This is a genomic window from Epilithonimonas tenax DSM 16811 (assembly GCF_000428485.1).
Taxonomy (GTDB): Bacteria; Bacteroidota; Bacteroidia; order Flavobacteriales; family Weeksellaceae; genus Epilithonimonas; species Epilithonimonas tenax.
The window spans coordinates 180,541-196,270 of record NZ_AUAA01000002.1 but is presented as its reverse complement, the minus strand read 5'-3'; the positions used below and the strand labels follow the sequence as shown (position 1 = coordinate 196,270).

The following is a 15,730-nucleotide window of genomic DNA, read 5'->3' as shown; positions in this document are numbered from 1 at the left end:
AATTTTTTGCATACGTAGAGGTTTATTTGCCATAATGCTAGCTTTTATTCTTGTGGAATTTAAACTAGCAATTAATTTGTTTACTTGAACCTCAGTGGTGTACTTTGTGTCGGAATGTCACACTTTTTTAATGAGTCATTAAAAAATATAATTCGCGATTTTTTCTTAAATAATGCATTTAAGTGGTGCACTTTGTCTCGGAATAAGTGGTGCACTTTGCCTCGGAATGGTGGTGTAGTTTACAGCGGAATATTCAAAAACCCACTAAAACAGGATTTGCAGATTATTCTAGAAATCGAATTAAAATAGAAAGGTTGGCAAAAGAAATTCTTGAAAATATTAAGATCGAAATTACCCCAATACAAGAATACGCAGGAAGTTTAGGAGAAAAAGGAGAACTAAATTGTAACACTAATCTAGTGATTCAGAATGGCGTATTTACTGACAGTAATTTTTCGCCAGTGAAAAATGTAAAAAAGACTCCTCAAAAACAATTTGTAAATGCAATAAAGTCTATCTCACGGCACATTCATTCCAGTGAATTATTTCTAAAAATATCAGAATTAAATGAAATCGAGGGAATAGAGACCATAAATTCATTAAGCGATTTATTGCTTAAAAGTAAACATTTTACACTTAATGGATTTTCATATAGCCCATCAAATGGTGAATCTTCTATGATTCTTCTTCATAAGGAATTAGTAGAAGATAAAGACATCTATTTGATTGACGAACCAGAGAAAAGTTTGGGTAACGATTATATCAACGATGTAATAGTTCCACTGCTAAAAGAAAAAGCATTGCTTGGAAAAAAAGTTATTATTGCTACACACGATGCAAATATCGCAGTTAGAACCTTACCCTATAATTCGATATACAGATTACACGATCAAGGGCAATATTTTACTTTAACAGGTAATCCATTTTCTAATTCGTTAAAATGTATTTATGGTTCAAGACCGGAACTAAATTGGAAAGAAATAAGTATGAAAACATTGGAAGGTGGTAAAGATGCCTTCGGAGAAAGAGGAAAAATATATGGAAACTAAAAGAGCAACTATTAAGAGAGAAGAGACCAATACATATTTGGTCTTAGAGGTCGGTGAAACCCCACTTCAAATAATACTTACTGATGACAATCCTAATAATGTCAAGATGATATTTAATAGCTTATTGAAAGAGTTAAAAAAAGGAGCAATTGAATTTAGTCTTGAAGACGAAACTCAAGATCTATATCATAACATTTGCACAGAATACCTTGTACAGTTGAACTCTGAACTTGGAGCAATTTATGATGAACTCGTGGATTATGAATTAGTAGAGGAAGAAGGGCAATAAAAATCATTGTATATGCTCATTTTAAAATTTACGTTGAGATTTTTAAAATAAGAATGGCATATTTATCAAAAATTAAATAGAATTCTGACGAAAGTTGGGATTCTATTTTACATTTACTAGATTTCTTTTACGCAACCGAATTATTGAACAAGATAAATAATTGATAAATGGTTAAAAAAAAGTCCTCTAATTGATTTTTTAATTCCTCATTAAACATTGCACATATATTGCACGAAAAATGAAAAAGCCTTGATAATCAGTCGATTATCAAGGCTTTTAAGTACCCCAGACGGGACTTGAACCCGTACGTCCTTACGGACACAGGATTTTAAGTCCTGCGTGTCTACCAGTTCCACCACCAGGGCAGAGGTGGAGCGAAAAACGGGACTCGAACCCGCGACCCCGACCTTGGCAAGGTCGTGCTCTACCAGCTGAGCTATTTTCGCATAAAAAAAATCTCTAATTGCTTAGAAATTTTTTAACATTGTGCGGATGAAGGGACTCGAACCCCCACGCGGTGAAGCACCAGATCCTAAGTCTGGCATGGCTACCAATTACATCACATCCGCATTATTTTTAAGAACTTCTTTTCTTTCGTTTTGGTGAGTGCAAATATAGAGACTTTTCATATTACCTCCAAATTAATTCAATCTTTTTTTAAGTTTTTTTTTCAAGCGCCACTTTTGGACTACATCGCTAGTTTTTTATTACCTTTACACCCTTAAAACATTTTGAAGACATGGAATTAACAGGAACAATCAAGAAGATTTCTGATTTACAAACATTTGCAAGCGGATTTCAAAAAAAAGAACTCGTTCTTTTGACTGAAGAACAGTATCCACAACCAATTAATATTGAATTTACTCAGGATAAAGTGGACTTACTGAATGCACACAAAGTTGGAGATAGCGTAAAAGTTCATATCAACATTAGAGGTAGAGAGTGGACTAGTCCTCAAGGTGAAGTCAAGTATTTTAATTCGATTGTAGGATGGAGAATGGAAAAAGGAGGCTCTTCTGACTTCAACGAACCGACTGAAGCGACACCCAACCAAGGTCAACCGGCTGCTGAGAACAAAAACGTTTTCGCAGAGGATGAAGATGACGATTTGCCATTCTAAGATTTTAGAATCGCTTACACTTATAAATTCCCTGCATTTTTTATCAAAAATGCAGGGATTCTTTTTATATTTCAACTTTAAAATCGTGTATGGAAATCTTTAAAATCATTGATCCCACTGTTCCGCAAGTTCCCATTATCATAAGCATTCCTCATGCGGGCACTTTCATCCCGGAAGATCTAAAAGCAAAAATGAATCCCGAACTATCTGAAAAACCAGACGATACAGACTGGTTTATTGATAGGCTTTATAGTTTCGCCGTAGAGTTGGGAATCACTATGATTGTAGCCAATTACAGCAGATGGGTTGTTGACCTTAATAGAAATCCAGAAAAGCAACCGCTTTATAACGACGGCAGAGTGATTACGGATGTTGTGCCGATGACAGATTTTAATGGAAATCAGATTTATAAAGACAATTACGTTCCGGATTCTGATGAAATTGCCAGGCGTGTTGCGTTATACCACACGCCTTATCACGAGAAACTAACTGAGCTTCTACAACAGAGAAAAGCCGAATTTGGAAAAGTGTTGTTGTTTGATGCCCATTCTATCCGGAAATCTGTTCCCGGAATTAGAAGTGAAGATTTTCCTGAGTTGATCCTGGGCGATAATGATGAAAGCTCTGCAAGTCTGGCATTGATCAGTACAACAATCGACGCTTTGCAACATAAAGGTTACGAGTTTTCTCATAACCATCCTTTCAAAGGCGGCTATATCACGAGAAGTTTTGGGAAACCGGAAGAAAACATCCACGCTTTGCAGTTGGAAATGTGCAAGACAAATTACATGGATTCTTCCGAAAAGATTTATGATGAGGCCAATGCGAAGAGCATTCAAGTGGTTTTGAAACAGACTTTCACTAATCTTGTCGAAAAAATGAAATTGATTTGATTTCATTACTTTACGCCGTGAAACGCAGCCCGACTTGAACGGAAATCCTTTTTTGCTTAAACAAAAGCCCTAATCAACTGAAGTCATCTGCAAAAAAGATTGGGAGTGGAAGGCGGAATAGCTGCCCAAATAATTAAAATAAACGGTGATACCATCAACTATGAACCAAAAAGTATCAACTCATAAAATGTACACATTCAAAGGATTACTGACCGAAAACGGATGGATGGAAAATGCTTTTGTAAAGCTGGACGACGCCGGAACTGTCGCTGAACTGAAAACCGTGGAAAAGCCAGAGGGCGAATACGTTGACGCGTATGCTCTGCCAGGGTTTCAAAATGCGCATTCGCACGCTTTCCAATATGCGATGTGCGGTTTGGCCGAATATTTTGAAGGTTCGGAAGTTCCGGATGATTTCTGGAGCTGGCGCGATGCGATGTATAGAATTGCGCTGTCGCTTTCGCCGCAGCAAATGGAAGATGTGGCGGCCATGTTGTACGTAGAAATGCTGAGAAACGGCTACACATCTGTGGCGGAGTTCCATTATGTACATCACGACAAAGATGGAAAAGCATATCAAAATCTCTCAGAAATGGGCGAAAGATTGGTGGCTGCCGCAAAAAGAGTCGGAATCAGAATAAGCTTGATCCCGATGTTTTACCAGACAGGAAATTTTGGGACTGAGCCTTATGATTTGCAAAGGCGCTTCATTTCAAAAAATAGCGATAATTACTATCATTTGCTGGAAGCTTCTAAACAGTCGATAAAGTATTATGACAAAGCCAATTTGGCGGTTGGTTCGCACTCGTTGAGAGCCGTTCAGAAAGAGGATTTGATTGCATCCTCGCTGCTTGCGAAAGACTATCCGTTTCATATTCACATCGCAGAACAGCTGAAGGAAATCAAAGATTCTGTAGATTTCTATGGAAAAAGACCTGCGGAATGGTTGTTGGAAAACTGTGATGTGAATGAGAATTTCAACTTAATCCATTGCACACACTTGGAAGATCATGAAGTTGAAGGCACTGCAAAATCAGGTGCAAACATTGTGCTTTGCCCATCGACAGAGGGAAATCTAGGTGACGGAAGATTTAGATTTAAAGATTATCAGAGTTTTGGAGGCCGTTGGTCCATCGGGACCGACAGTCAGATTTGCTTGAATCCTTTGGAAGATCTCAGAATTTTGGATTACGGACAACGGATCCATACGCACAGACGTGATACTTTTTTCCGGGCCAATCTGGGTGATAGCGGTTTCAATGCTCTAAAGACAGCCTGGAAATCCGGGCGACAATCGATGGCTTTTGAGAATGAGCATTTTTTCAAAGTCGGACAGAGTTTTGACGCCGTTGTGATTGATGCAAAAGCACCTTTGATAGCAACATCTTCTCTTAAAAATCTTTGTAATACTATTGTTTATGCATCGGATTCTTCACATCTTTTGGGAACTGTAGTGGCCGGAGAATGGCTGGTGAAAAACGGAAAACACGCGCATTATGAAGAAGCTAGACAAGGTTTTGTGAAATCAATTAATGAAATTAAAATACGCTAATTAAAATGCTCCGATTAGATCCCAACGGTATTTCTTTTCCCGATCCGGAACTTTATGATCCGGCAGACGGACTGATGGCTATTGGTGGTGATTTGAAGCCTGAAAGACTTTGGTTCGCTTATCAACTCGGACTATTTCCTTGGTACAACGAAGGCGAAGAAATCCTTTGGTGGTGTCCGGATCCGAGGTTTGTTCTTCTCCCTAATGACATCAAAATCTCAAAATCCATGCGAAAGATCCTCCGAGATGATGTTTTTCAATTCACAGAAAACCAACGTTTTGAGGATGTGATGAGAAGCTGCAAAATGGCTGAACGGAAAGATCAGGACGGCACGTGGATCAATGAAGAATTGATAGAATCGTTTGTGAAACTTCATCAATTTGGCAAAGCAAAAAGTTTTGAGGTTTGGCAAAATCAAGAATTGGTTGGTGGTTTTTATGGCATCCAGGTTGGAAATGTGTTTTGTGGCGAAAGTATGTTTGCCAAAGTTTCCAACGCATCGAAAGCTGGCTTTATCCATTTCACTACCAAATATCAGAATGAATGGGAACTCATTGATTGCCAAATCCATTCGCAGCATCTGGAAAGTTTGGGCGCTCAAATGATTCCGAAAATCGATTATTTAAAAATCTTAAAACAACAAATATCTTGACAGCAGAAAAACAAAAATGGATTCTCCTCATCGCATTATCATTGATTTGGGGATCGTCTTTTATATTGATCAAAAAATCTCTGGCGCATTTTAATCCTTATGAAGTAGGCGCCTTGCGTGTTCTCATTTCCGGCATTGTTCTCATGCCATATGCGATTGCAAAAATAAAATTATTTCCAAAGCGACATTTGAAGTGGCTGATTGTGGCTGCTTTTACAGGAAGTTTTATCCCGATGTTTCTGTTTCCAATGGCAGAAACTGAGATCAGCAGCAGCATAGCCGGAATCATCAATTCTATGATGCCGATATTTGTGATTATTGTGGGGTCTTTGGTTTGGAAATTTTCGACGACAAAACGGCAATTGTTTGGTGTTCTGATAAGTTTTATCGGAGCGTGTATTTTGGCTTTGGGAAGTGGCGAAAGTGGTGAAATCAAAATCTATCCGATTCTCTTACTGATCCTTGCGGTTCTACTCTACGCCATTTGCGTGACAACTGTAAAATCAAAATTACATGAAGTTCCGGCGGTTTTGATGTCAGCTTATGTCTTTTCGTTGGTCTTGTTTCTGCCATCCTTAACAGCTTTGATTTTTGCCGGATTTTTCAAAGATTTGACTTTAGATCAAAGCACAATGGAAGGATTGGGTTTCGTGGCGATATTATCAGTCTTCGGGACGGGATTGGCGATGATGATGAATTATAAATTACTGAGTATTTCGACGCCGCTTTTTGCCTCCACCGTGACTTTATTGATGCCAATCGTGGCCATCATCTGGGGCGTTCTGGATGGCGAAAAATTGACGACGCAGCAATCTGTTGGTGCTCTGGTCATTTTAGCTGGGTTGATATTTTTGAGGAGTAAGCCTAAGGTTGTTTGATGGGTTTTTGAATGCAAAGGCCGCGCCTATTTTTTGACATCACTGAAGATATTTGAAGGTTCCCAAAGACACGTCGACAAGCTTAGTATAAACTAAAAACTCATCAAAGAAAAAGCTGATTCTCTGCTGTCATTCAGATTAACTTTGTTGAACAACGCCGCTAGGTTTCTTCGGGATGACAAAATTCTGTTTTTACTATTGAATGTTGATTGGATAACAAAGCTCATAGCCCTGATTGCAACGGCATCCTTTTTCTTTGTCGTTAACTTCGGCTTCGCATAGGCAACGGGAAAGAAAAAGATAGAGTGGAAAGCAGGTTCCCGGCTCCTGAAAACGAAAAAGCTCAGACACGAATCTGAGCTTTTGTTTTATTTTTTTTTGGCCTTTATTTTTTTTACTTGTTCTTTGATGAACGGATATTTTTGCTGCATATCTTTGCTGAGTGTAGAATCCAGTTCCAAAGCTTTTTCCAGCATTGCTATGCCTTCTGCTTCATTTTTCAAATGCAGATAGCAATTGCTTAACTGGTAATATAATTCGGCTCGTGGATGTGCTTTCAGGGCTTTTTCCAGAATGGTAACCGCTTCTTCGTACTCACCAATCAGCATCAGAACTTCTGAATAGGCGTACCAGTTGTAGAATCTGGTTGGCTCTGATTCTATCAATTTTTTCAGACAGGTGAGGCTTTCTTCGTAATCGCCACAAGTGATGTAAAGGAATGCGAGACGTTTTTGATACTCAACATTGCCTTCGCTAAGATTGGCAGCTTCCTGAGCGAAATAAAGGGCTTCTTTGGGATTTCCCAATTCCTCATAAATGTAGGATTGCTCCATCATGGCCAGATAAAACTGTGGATCTTCTCTTAGAGATTTTTGAAATGACGTGAGTGCAGGAACGAATTTTTTCCCTTCCTTGTAACACAAGCCTATCTTGTAGAAGGTAAATGCTTTGGTGTATTCCAATTCCAGCATTTCCTCGTACACCGCGATGGCTTTGTCCCACTCTCCCATTGCTTCATAGCAAGCGGCTTTATTCGCATAAACGCCAACAGCTTGGGAGTTGATGGCTAATAAATAATCGAAACCTTTGATGGCCTCCTCGAAGTTTTTCTTGTTGAAGTGGAATTGCCCATACTCGTACCAAGCGGTTTCTGAAAAAGAAAACTTGTCCAGATATTGATTCAGGAAGTCCAACGCTTCTTGGGAACGGTTCAGTTTGCTGTAACAGACCATGACGTTCTCTAGAGAATAATCGTCATAAGGATCATGCTCCAAAGCTGAAGTATAATGTTTGAGCGCATTGAAAGGATCGTCCAGATTCACATATTCGTCTGCGATGAAGTTGTGAAGGAAATTTTCTTCCTCTTCTAACTCCAAGGCTTTCTGGCAATACTCGATGGATTTTTTCGGATTTCCTAGATTGGAGTAATATTTTGCGCAGCAGACCAAAAAGTCTGTATCTTCCAAAGATGACTGATGTAACTCATCAATCAGTTCTTTGGCTTTTGTATAACGTTCCAGCTCCAGGAAAACTTCCAATTGCTTGGTTTTGATTTCGAGGGAATTGGGATGTATTTTCAAAGCATGGTTGACAGCCATTTCTGCATAGCTATAATCTCCCAGCTCCAGATAATAGATGATTATTTCTATATATTCTTCGGTATCGAAGTAGAATTCATCATTATTCTCTATCATTTCTTCGAACTTTTTAGCAAGTTCGTTTTCAAAAAATTCTTCCAATAGTGTAAAGATTTAGACTAGAGATTGAGTGTTGAGAATTACAAATACCCGGTCCTGAAATCTGCTTGTATAAAGTTAATAAATTAAATTTTGAAAATAAGCACCTGATGTGTCACAACTTATTAACATTAATCCTTTTTTTGTTCGGTATATATTGTAGTCAAAAACATACCAAACGATTTTTCTAATCCCGTAATATCACCCGATTTCAGGTTGATACCGCCGTAAAGGCTATCATTGCTGCGAATTTTGAAATTGGTCAAAGAAAGGTACAAAGAAGGCTGTCCGGATTTTGCTGACAATTTTACCGTTGAACCCAGTAATTTTCTGGTGGAAACTGCCATTATTTGGTTCTCATTCAAATCCAGCCTGATGAAACTTCGCGGCTGCAGCTCTATGGTTTTGTTATTGATATTGATCTTCTGCTTCTTCTCTGAAGATGAAAGCAAATAGGCTATGTTCTCTTCTGCAGGAATATCATCAATAGCCGTGTAATACAAATTCAAAATATAATAAGACGGATTGAAGTTCTGAATGGTCCCATCCATATTTTCAAGAGGTTTCAAATTGAATGAATTGGCACCTATTTGTTTCGCTTTTTTATAAATATCACCAAAAATTGTGACGTCATCTTTGGCGTATGCATTCACAAGAATCTCACCTAGAAATTCGGATTTCGAAGGCTCATTGATTTTATAAAAAAACTTGTCTTTGTTATGGTTTGTTTTCTCTACCTTATTGAGCGTAACGATCTGAAGGTAAAAGAACTGAAAACAAAAAACACTGATTAAAAATAATAGTTTACGCATTGGTTATTTTTAGGATTTCTATACAATCCTGAAGACTATTTTCCCAATGTTTTGGCTCGATGTTGTAATCTTTTTCAATCTTGTCCAAAGACATTGTACTTCTTTTCGGGCGTTTGGCCGGTGTTGGGAATTCCTGGGTGGTGATGGCCTTTAGTACAACGCCAGATCCTGAGAATTCTTTTATTTTGTTTGCAAAATCGAACCAAGTGGTTTCCGGATAATTGGAAAAATGATAGATCCCGAATGTTTTACTTCTTGCCTCTATGATAGCCATAATGGCTTCTGCAAGATCATTGGCGTTGGTCGGCTGACCGTATTGATCGCCTACAATTCCCAATTCTTCCTTAATATTGAAAAGATGCAACATTGTTTTCACAAAATTCTTATTGAATTCTGAATACAGCCACGAGGTTCTGAGAATGACTGTTTCCGGATTATTTTCCAAAGCCAGCTCTTCACCTTCCCGTTTTGAAGCGCCATAAACACCGATTGGATTTGTAAAATCATCTTCAGAATAACTAAGGTTGGTCTCACCATCAAAAACATAATCTGTGGAAACGTGAATCAAAATAGCGTTGTGGTCTTTAGAAACTTCTGCCAAATGACCAACGCCAATGGCGTTGACTGAGAAGGCTTTTTCTTCCTCTTTCTCTGCCAAATCTACGGCCGTATAAGCGGAGGCATTGATGACAAAATCAGGTTGGTATTCTTCAAATTCTTTCTCGATCTGCGCTTTATCTGTAATATTGAGCGCCTCCGAACCTGTAAAGTTGAAATCAAACAGGTCGTGGTATTTCGGTGCTAGTTTTTGAAGGCAATGTCCCAACTGGCCGTTTGCGCCAACAACTAAAATTCTTTGCATAATTATTTGATTTTATTTTGGCTTCTAAAAAAAGCAACGCGTTCTTTGAATGTTTTATGATCTATATCCACTAGAAAATGTGCGAATTTATCTAAAGTGGCATTCGGCATCTTCTCGGCCCTTCTGGTCTTCATGTTGAAATAGATGACGGTCAGCCAAAACACGGCATTTATTTTTCCGTTTTCGTCTTTCATCAGTAACTCTACCACCGCGGTGAGATCATCCACAAAAACAGTCTTGCTGGTAATATCCACGGTTGAGTTGTACTTTACTTCTTTCAGATAGGCGATCTCATTCTGGATGGTGACCCAAGTGCAGCCTGTTTCTCTGGTATATTGCTCATAGGTGAATCCGTAGTTTTGTTCCACGTGATCTTCCCTCGCATTGAGCATATACTCCAGATATTTCACATTATTGAGATGCCCAATAGGGTCGCAATCTGCAAAACGGATCTTTACCGTCGATGAAAATTCTTTTTCCATAGTGCAAAAATAAAAAAACCGCTCCGTAAAAAGAGCGGTTTGGGATTATTTTCTTGTCTTAAAATTAAAGACCTAATTCTTTTTTAACAGCTGGCGTAGCATCTGTACCTGCTTTGTAAACTAAAGCCGGGCTAGAAGCATCAAATACGAAATCGTAAGCAGCAGCTTTTGAAACTTTAGAGATAGCATCATTGATTTTTTTCTCAATTGGTGCTAGACCTGCGTCTCTTTTTTCAGCGATATCTTTTTGAGCAGCAGCGTAAAGTTGCTGAAGGTTGTCTTGAAGTTTTTGAACTTCCTGACTTCTTGTTTCGTTGATCGCTTGAGTTTGTTTAGGTGCTTCATCTTGGTATTTTTTCATCAGATCCTGAAGAGATTTACCTTGTTTCTCCAATTCACCTTGTTTTGCAGTCTGCAAAGTTTGCAATTGAGCATCAAGCGCCTTCATTTCCGGCATTGATGTAAAGATCGCATTGATATCAACAGAAGCTATTTTTTGAGCTTGTGCAAATCCAGTTGCAAAAACCATTACAACGGCTACTAATAATACATTTAATTTGTTCATTTTAAAAAGTTATGTTTATAATTTATATTAAGTTTTGTTATTTGAGATCAGCGGATTCAGACGGTGCCTGTTTTCTCTGCATGGCACCTTTTGCCTTAGCGCCGGTTTTAAGCGTTGATCCTTTGCCGTTCACACCTGGTTTGCTGTTGTTTTTGGTTTCTTCAGATTTCGGAAGCGTTTTACCTAAAAGATTGAGAACGGCTTCTGTATAGTCATATTTTTTATCAAGAAAGATCACACTGATGTTGTTGCTTTTATCAAGAACTATGCCCAGATTATTTTTTGTGGAAACGGTTTTTATGGCGTTCCATATCTGATCCTGATAAGGTTTTGTAAGATTAGATCTCAACTGATTGACTTCACCGTTTGTCCCAAATCTTGCACCAATTGTATTGCGAATGCTTTTCTCCATATCCACCACTTCTTTTTCTCTAAGCTTAAGCTGATCGCCTACAAGCAGTACTTTTTCATTTTCAAAAGCCTCTCTTTTTCTTTCGTATTCTGCCTGAAGTCTTTGGATATCAGCCTGCCATTGGGTGACCTGTGAATTGAGTCTGCTTTCGGCTTCTTTATACTGAGGCAATTTACTCAAAACGTAGTCTGTATCCACCACACCGATCTTTTGTGCATAGATGAGTGTTGAAGTAAAAAGAATGGTTACAATTAATGCTATTTTTTTCATCGTATAAAAATAATCAATTTTTTTATAATGGTTGATTCATCAAGAAATGCTGCTGCCATCCTGAAGGATCTGAACTTCCTAACGTTTTATCAAATCCATAAGCGAAATCAAATCCAATCAATCCGAATGCTGACATCGATACCCTGATACCAAGACCTGCAGATCTTTTCAGTTTAAACGGATTATAAGTGCCGTAGCTGTTCCACGCGTTACCTGCCTCTACAAAAGTCAAAACAAAGATCTTAGCCGTTTGGTTCATCGAAATTGGATATCTAAGTTCCGCCGCAAATCTGTTGTAAATCGTCGCACCTCCATAAGGCGTAATGTCATAAGTAGAAGATGAACTGAAACCTGTAGAAGAAGCATTTTCATAACCTCTCAAAGGTACCAACTCTCTACCGTCATATCGACCATTGAACAATCCTACTCCGCCAACATAATATCTTTCAAATGGTGGTGCACCCAGATCTTTGCTATATCCGTTCAGGAATCCCATTTCACCAGTTGTTCTAAGAACTAATTTCCCAATCACTTCGTTGTAGAAATCTGCTTTTAATTTCACTTTGTAAAACTCCATCCATTTGTACTTGTCCAGTACGCTCATTGTAGAGTAATCTTTGTTACTAAACCAGGAATAGGGCGGCGTGAATTTTAAAGTCGCTTCTATGTTTGAACCGTAAGTCGGGAAGACCGGATCTAAACCGGCAGAACTTCTGCTCAAGCCTATATTGAAACTGAATGATTTTGTATTTCCGTAATATTCCAAAGCGTCACCAAAGTAGAATGGATAATTACTGAACTGATAGCTCTGGTACTGTATCCCTGTATAAAGTGAGAAATAGTCATCCGGCCATTTCAACAGTCTCGTAAGACCTGTACTTGCCGAGAAAATATTCATGGTCTGTTCTCCTGTTGATGTTGAATAATGCACATTTGAATAATTCAATCCAACGCTAAGTGCAGTTGGCCTGGTTCCAAAAACCCACGGTTCTGTAAAAGAGACGCCGTAATTGGTAAAGTACTGTCCTGCCTGAGCCTGAAGCGATAATGTTTGCCCATCACCTTGAGGAACAGGTTTGAAGTCTTTGAATTTCAGGAAGTTTCTCAAAGAGAAGTTATTAAATGTCAAACCAAGTGTTCCAATGAAAGATCCACCACCATAACCAGCTTGTAACTGTACCTGAGAAGACCCTTTCTCCACAAGTGTCCAGTGCATATTAACGGTATTATCCTGCGGATTAGGTTTTACATCTGTTCCAATTTGTTGTGGATCAAAGAATTGCATCCCTGCCAATTCGAAATAAGTTCTTTTGATATCCGTTTTCGCAAACAAAGCACCTGGTTTTGTTCTCAGTGCTCTCAGGATCACGTGGTCATGAGTCGTGGTATTACCAGACCAGGTGACACGGTTCCAGGTTGCTTTTTCACCCTCGTTGATCCTGATTTCCAAGTTAATAGAGTCTCCTTTTACGGATTTTTCTATTGGGGTTACATTGGAGAATAAGAATCCATTGTTCATATAAATGGATTTGATATCAGAGTCATCTTCTTTACCACCATCATCTCCAACTTTTTTGTTGAATCCCACAGCGTCGTAGATATCTCCTGTTTTATAACCTAAAATCCTTTGTAAGAACTCTGTTGTAAAGGTTGTATTTCCGATGAAATTGATATCGCCGATGTAATACTTTTTACCTTCATTAAGTTTGACATTGATGTTGTATCCTTTTTCACTTCTCGTGACCGAGTCAGAAACAATACTTGCATCACGGAAACCAAGTGAGTTGTAATAGCTGATTAGGTTTTTCTTATCCTCATCATATTTGTCCTGAACAAACTTTGAAGGCTTGATAATCCCGATGAGAAATCGCTTCTGCTTGGTATCTTTAAAACCACTTTTTCTAAGCTTTCTGTCAGAAACACTGGTATTACCATCAAAGTCGATTTTATCGATCTTCACTTTTTTACCTTTAGATACTTCTATGGTCCAGTCTACCAGGTTGGCATCTCCTCCATTGGCTTTTTCCTCTATATTAATTTTCGCATCAGCAAATCCTTTCGCAATATATTCCTGAGGGATTTTATTCTGCAAACTGGAAACCAGGTTGTTATTAATTTTCGTACCAGGTTTCAGATTGTTATCCTTGATGAGTTTTTCATTTTTGGACTTACCAATCCCTTTGCCTGTAAATTTGACTTCTCCTAATTCTTTAAGGTCTTGCAAAGCGAATTGTAGGACAACATTCTGCCCTTCAACATCTTGGATATACACCTCGACTTTAGAAAAAGATTGTGTTTCCCAAAGCTTTTTGATAGCATTGCTAACTCTTTGCCCTGGGATTTCTAACTTCTCTCCTTTCACCAGTCCTGTAAAACGCAAAATCTGAGCGGGTGTGTATCTTTTGACACCGTCTACAACGATATCTTTAAGCACATACTCTTGATTTTGGTTTGCTGCAAGTTCTGTGTTTTCTGCATTGGTACCCTGTGGAACGACTTGTGCGTGCAAAAACGCCGAAGCCGCTAACAAAATAATGGGTATAAATCTTAATCTCATTCTTATTGAAGTTCTCTTTTCTAAATATATTATGAAAGCAGCTGCTCGCTTGTCTTTCCGTATCTTCTCTCTTTATTTTGATAATCCAGAATGCACTGAAAAAATGTATCTTTTGTAAAATCCGGCCAAAGCACATCTAGAAACTGTAATTCTGCATACGCAATCTGCCAAAGCAGGAAATTACTGATTCGCACTTCACCACTGGTTCTTATCATCAGATCTACAGACGGAAAATCTTTTGTGTAAAGATGGTTTTCCAAGTATTTCTCGTCTATGTCTTCTGAATTTATTTTCCCTGCCTTCACTTCCTCGCTGATCTCTTTCACCGCTTTCAGAATTTCCTTTTGAGATCCGTAATTGAGAGCAAGGATTAGGTTACCATTTTTATTGTTTTTTGTAAGCTCTATGACATTGAGAAGCTGATCTTTTACCAACTCCGGTAACTGACTGATATCGCCTACAACATGCATCCTCAATCCTTTTGAAAATATCTCTTCTGCTTCCAAAAGCAATGTTTCAGAGAGAAGACTCATCAGGGTGTCTACTTCTTCTTTTGGTCTGTTCCAGTTCTCAGAAGAAAAGGTATAAAGCGTAAGATATGGAATCTGAATCTCATTACAAGCATTGATCACATTGCGCACTGCGCTAATCGCATTCCTATGCCCAAAGGTTCTTTCTTCTCCTCTGGATTTTGCCCACCTGCCATTGCCGTCCATAATTACAGCAACGTGTTGGGGAAGTTTATCTTTATTTATAAGTGTCTTTAAATCCGGCATCATAATTATTTGCAATAACAAGGTGGTCTTCCAAAAGAATAAGACAAAATAAGTGTTGCAGAATTAACCCAATCTTTTGAATTTGGATTTCCAATATTTCTTTTATTGATAAAATCCTGAACCACCAAAGCTGTGTTTTCATCATTAAGCGCTGTTTTCCTTACTGTTACATCTTCTTCTTTCAGCATACTGTAATCTACTTGGTCTGAGAATGTTGGCCGGAAAGTAAACTCCCCAGACAGTGCCCAGTTGTAATTAAATTTATATTTGAGTCCAACTCCAAAGGGAATACCCATCGTAAATGCTTTCTCCTGCGTGTAATTTACAAGAACATCAGCAGCAGAATTGATCGTCAGCTCTGGTTTAGCGGCTTCCATATACAGACCGGAAAATCCTCCGAAGATATACGGACTCAGCATACTTACCTGCTCATCATTGACTGGCAAAAAATTATATTCGAAAAGCAAATCTGCGGAGAAAACAGAGTTGGTGCCTCTCAGCTGTCTCATTCTTCTATAATTTTCTTTAGCATATCTATCATCAAACTGGATATGACTGTATCCCAAATTAAGCCTGAGGGTTTGATAAGGATTAAAATTCATCCTGTACATCAATCCACCATAAAAAGGCAATCCATTATCAGAAATACGACCTATCGGCTTTTGCAGGACATAATTGGTCCTCCCAATATCTCCTACAAGATTGCTTATACCCAGCTGCACCCCAATTTCGTGTCTTTGCGCTTTTGCAAAGCTTAGAAAAAATAAGAGGGCAATAAGGGAGTAAGTGAGTTCTTTCTTCATTTTCAATTTACTGAAACGTAT

General features: G+C 38.5%; 16 protein-coding genes and 3 tRNA genes. 7 read left to right on the top strand and 12 right to left on the bottom strand.

Annotated elements, in window-relative coordinates; genetic code table 11:
* Positions 1-314: 314 nt before the first annotated feature.
* Both F564_RS18535 and F564_RS0101820 read left to right on the top strand, forming a co-directional pair.
* Positions 315-1,049: an OLD family protein gene (locus tag F564_RS18535; RefSeq protein WP_154656778.1), complete on the top strand. Its 735-nt coding sequence runs from the start codon at positions 315-317 to the stop codon at positions 1,047-1,049.
* A complete protein-coding gene (locus F564_RS0101820; RefSeq protein ID WP_028121097.1) occupies positions 1,039-1,338 on the top strand; it encodes a hypothetical protein in 300 nt (99 codons plus the stop codon). The genes F564_RS18535 and F564_RS0101820 overlap by 11 nt, the downstream gene beginning before the upstream one ends.
* Positions 1,339-1,619: 281 nt before the next feature.
* Here F564_RS0101820 and F564_RS0101815 read toward each other — a convergent pair.
* The 3 genes from F564_RS0101815 to F564_RS0101805 all read right to left on the bottom strand — a co-directional run bounded on the left by F564_RS0101815 (position 1,620) and on the right by F564_RS0101805 (position 1,907).
* Positions 1,620-1,703, bottom strand: a tRNA-Leu gene (locus F564_RS0101815).
* 5 nt (positions 1,704-1,708) lie between these two features.
* A tRNA-Gly gene (locus F564_RS0101810) sits at positions 1,709-1,784 on the bottom strand.
* A 41-nt stretch (positions 1,785-1,825) separates the two neighbouring features.
* A tRNA-Leu gene (locus F564_RS0101805) sits at positions 1,826-1,907 on the bottom strand.
* 170 nt (positions 1,908-2,077) lie between these two features.
* On the opposite strand from F564_RS0101805, the gene F564_RS0101800 reads away from it, so the two are divergent.
* The 5 genes from F564_RS0101800 to F564_RS0101780 all read left to right on the top strand — a co-directional run bounded on the left by F564_RS0101800 (position 2,078) and on the right by F564_RS0101780 (position 6,434).
* Entirely contained in the window at positions 2,078-2,458 is a 381-nt protein-coding gene (locus F564_RS0101800; RefSeq protein ID WP_028121096.1) for a DUF3127 domain-containing protein, read from the top strand.
* Between the two features lie 89 nt (positions 2,459-2,547).
* Complete coding sequence (locus F564_RS0101795) at positions 2,548-3,351, top strand: N-formylglutamate amidohydrolase (RefSeq protein WP_051259524.1); 804 nt, start codon at positions 2,548-2,550, stop codon at positions 3,349-3,351.
* Between the two features lie 187 nt (positions 3,352-3,538).
* Positions 3,539-4,903, top strand: coding sequence for a formimidoylglutamate deiminase (hutF, locus tag F564_RS0101790; RefSeq protein ID WP_034980487.1), 1,365 nt, complete (start codon positions 3,539-3,541; stop codon positions 4,901-4,903).
* Between the two features lie 5 nt (positions 4,904-4,908).
* The gene (gene aat, locus F564_RS0101785) at positions 4,909-5,556 is read left to right on the top strand and encodes a leucyl/phenylalanyl-tRNA--protein transferase (RefSeq protein ID WP_028121093.1); all 648 of its coding nucleotides are present in this window, start codon (positions 4,909-4,911) and stop codon (positions 5,554-5,556) included.
* Entirely contained in the window at positions 5,553-6,434 is an 882-nt protein-coding gene (locus tag F564_RS0101780) for a DMT family transporter (protein ID WP_028121092.1), read from the top strand. Before aat ends, F564_RS0101780 begins: the two co-directional genes overlap by 4 nt.
* Before the next feature lie 368 nt (positions 6,435-6,802).
* Here F564_RS0101780 and F564_RS0101775 read toward each other — a convergent pair whose 3' ends face one another.
* The 9 genes from F564_RS0101775 to porG form a co-directional block, all read right to left on the bottom strand.
* Entirely contained in the window at positions 6,803-8,173 is a 1,371-nt protein-coding gene (locus tag F564_RS0101775) for a tetratricopeptide repeat protein (RefSeq protein ID WP_028121091.1), read from the bottom strand.
* A gap of 128 nt (positions 8,174-8,301) precedes the next feature.
* On the bottom strand, positions 8,302-8,982 hold the full coding sequence (locus F564_RS0101770; protein WP_028121090.1) for a hypothetical protein: 681 nt from the start codon (positions 8,980-8,982) through the stop codon (positions 8,302-8,304).
* Complete coding sequence (gene rfbD / locus F564_RS0101765; RefSeq protein ID WP_028121089.1) at positions 8,975-9,844, bottom strand: dTDP-4-dehydrorhamnose reductase; 870 nt, start codon at positions 9,842-9,844, stop codon at positions 8,975-8,977. Before rfbD ends, F564_RS0101770 begins: the two co-directional genes overlap by 8 nt.
* Before the next feature lie 2 nt (positions 9,845-9,846).
* A complete protein-coding gene (locus tag F564_RS0101760) occupies positions 9,847-10,326 on the bottom strand; it encodes an acyl-CoA thioesterase (protein WP_028121088.1) in 480 nt (159 codons plus the stop codon).
* A 64-nt stretch (positions 10,327-10,390) separates the two neighbouring features.
* Positions 10,391-10,891 carry an OmpH family outer membrane protein gene (locus F564_RS0101755; RefSeq protein WP_028121087.1) on the bottom strand — a complete coding sequence of 167 codons (501 nt, stop codon included), beginning with the start codon at positions 10,889-10,891 and terminating at the stop codon, positions 10,391-10,393.
* A 37-nt stretch (positions 10,892-10,928) separates the two neighbouring features.
* The gene (locus tag F564_RS18530) at positions 10,929-11,573 is read right to left on the bottom strand and encodes an OmpH family outer membrane protein (RefSeq protein WP_076605637.1); all 645 of its coding nucleotides are present in this window, start codon (positions 11,571-11,573) and stop codon (positions 10,929-10,931) included.
* A gap of 22 nt (positions 11,574-11,595) precedes the next feature.
* Complete coding sequence (gene bamA / locus F564_RS0101745; protein WP_028121086.1) at positions 11,596-14,130, bottom strand: outer membrane protein assembly factor BamA; 2,535 nt, start codon at positions 14,128-14,130, stop codon at positions 11,596-11,598.
* Between the two features lie 29 nt (positions 14,131-14,159).
* Positions 14,160-14,906: an isoprenyl transferase gene (locus F564_RS0101740; protein WP_028121085.1), complete on the bottom strand. Its 747-nt coding sequence runs from the start codon at positions 14,904-14,906 to the stop codon at positions 14,160-14,162.
* A gap of 5 nt (positions 14,907-14,911) precedes the next feature.
* Positions 14,912-15,709 carry a type IX secretion system protein PorG gene (porG, locus tag F564_RS0101735; RefSeq protein ID WP_028121084.1) on the bottom strand — a complete coding sequence of 266 codons (798 nt, stop codon included), beginning with the start codon at positions 15,707-15,709 and terminating at the stop codon, positions 14,912-14,914.
* Positions 15,710-15,730: the final 21 nt, after the last annotated feature.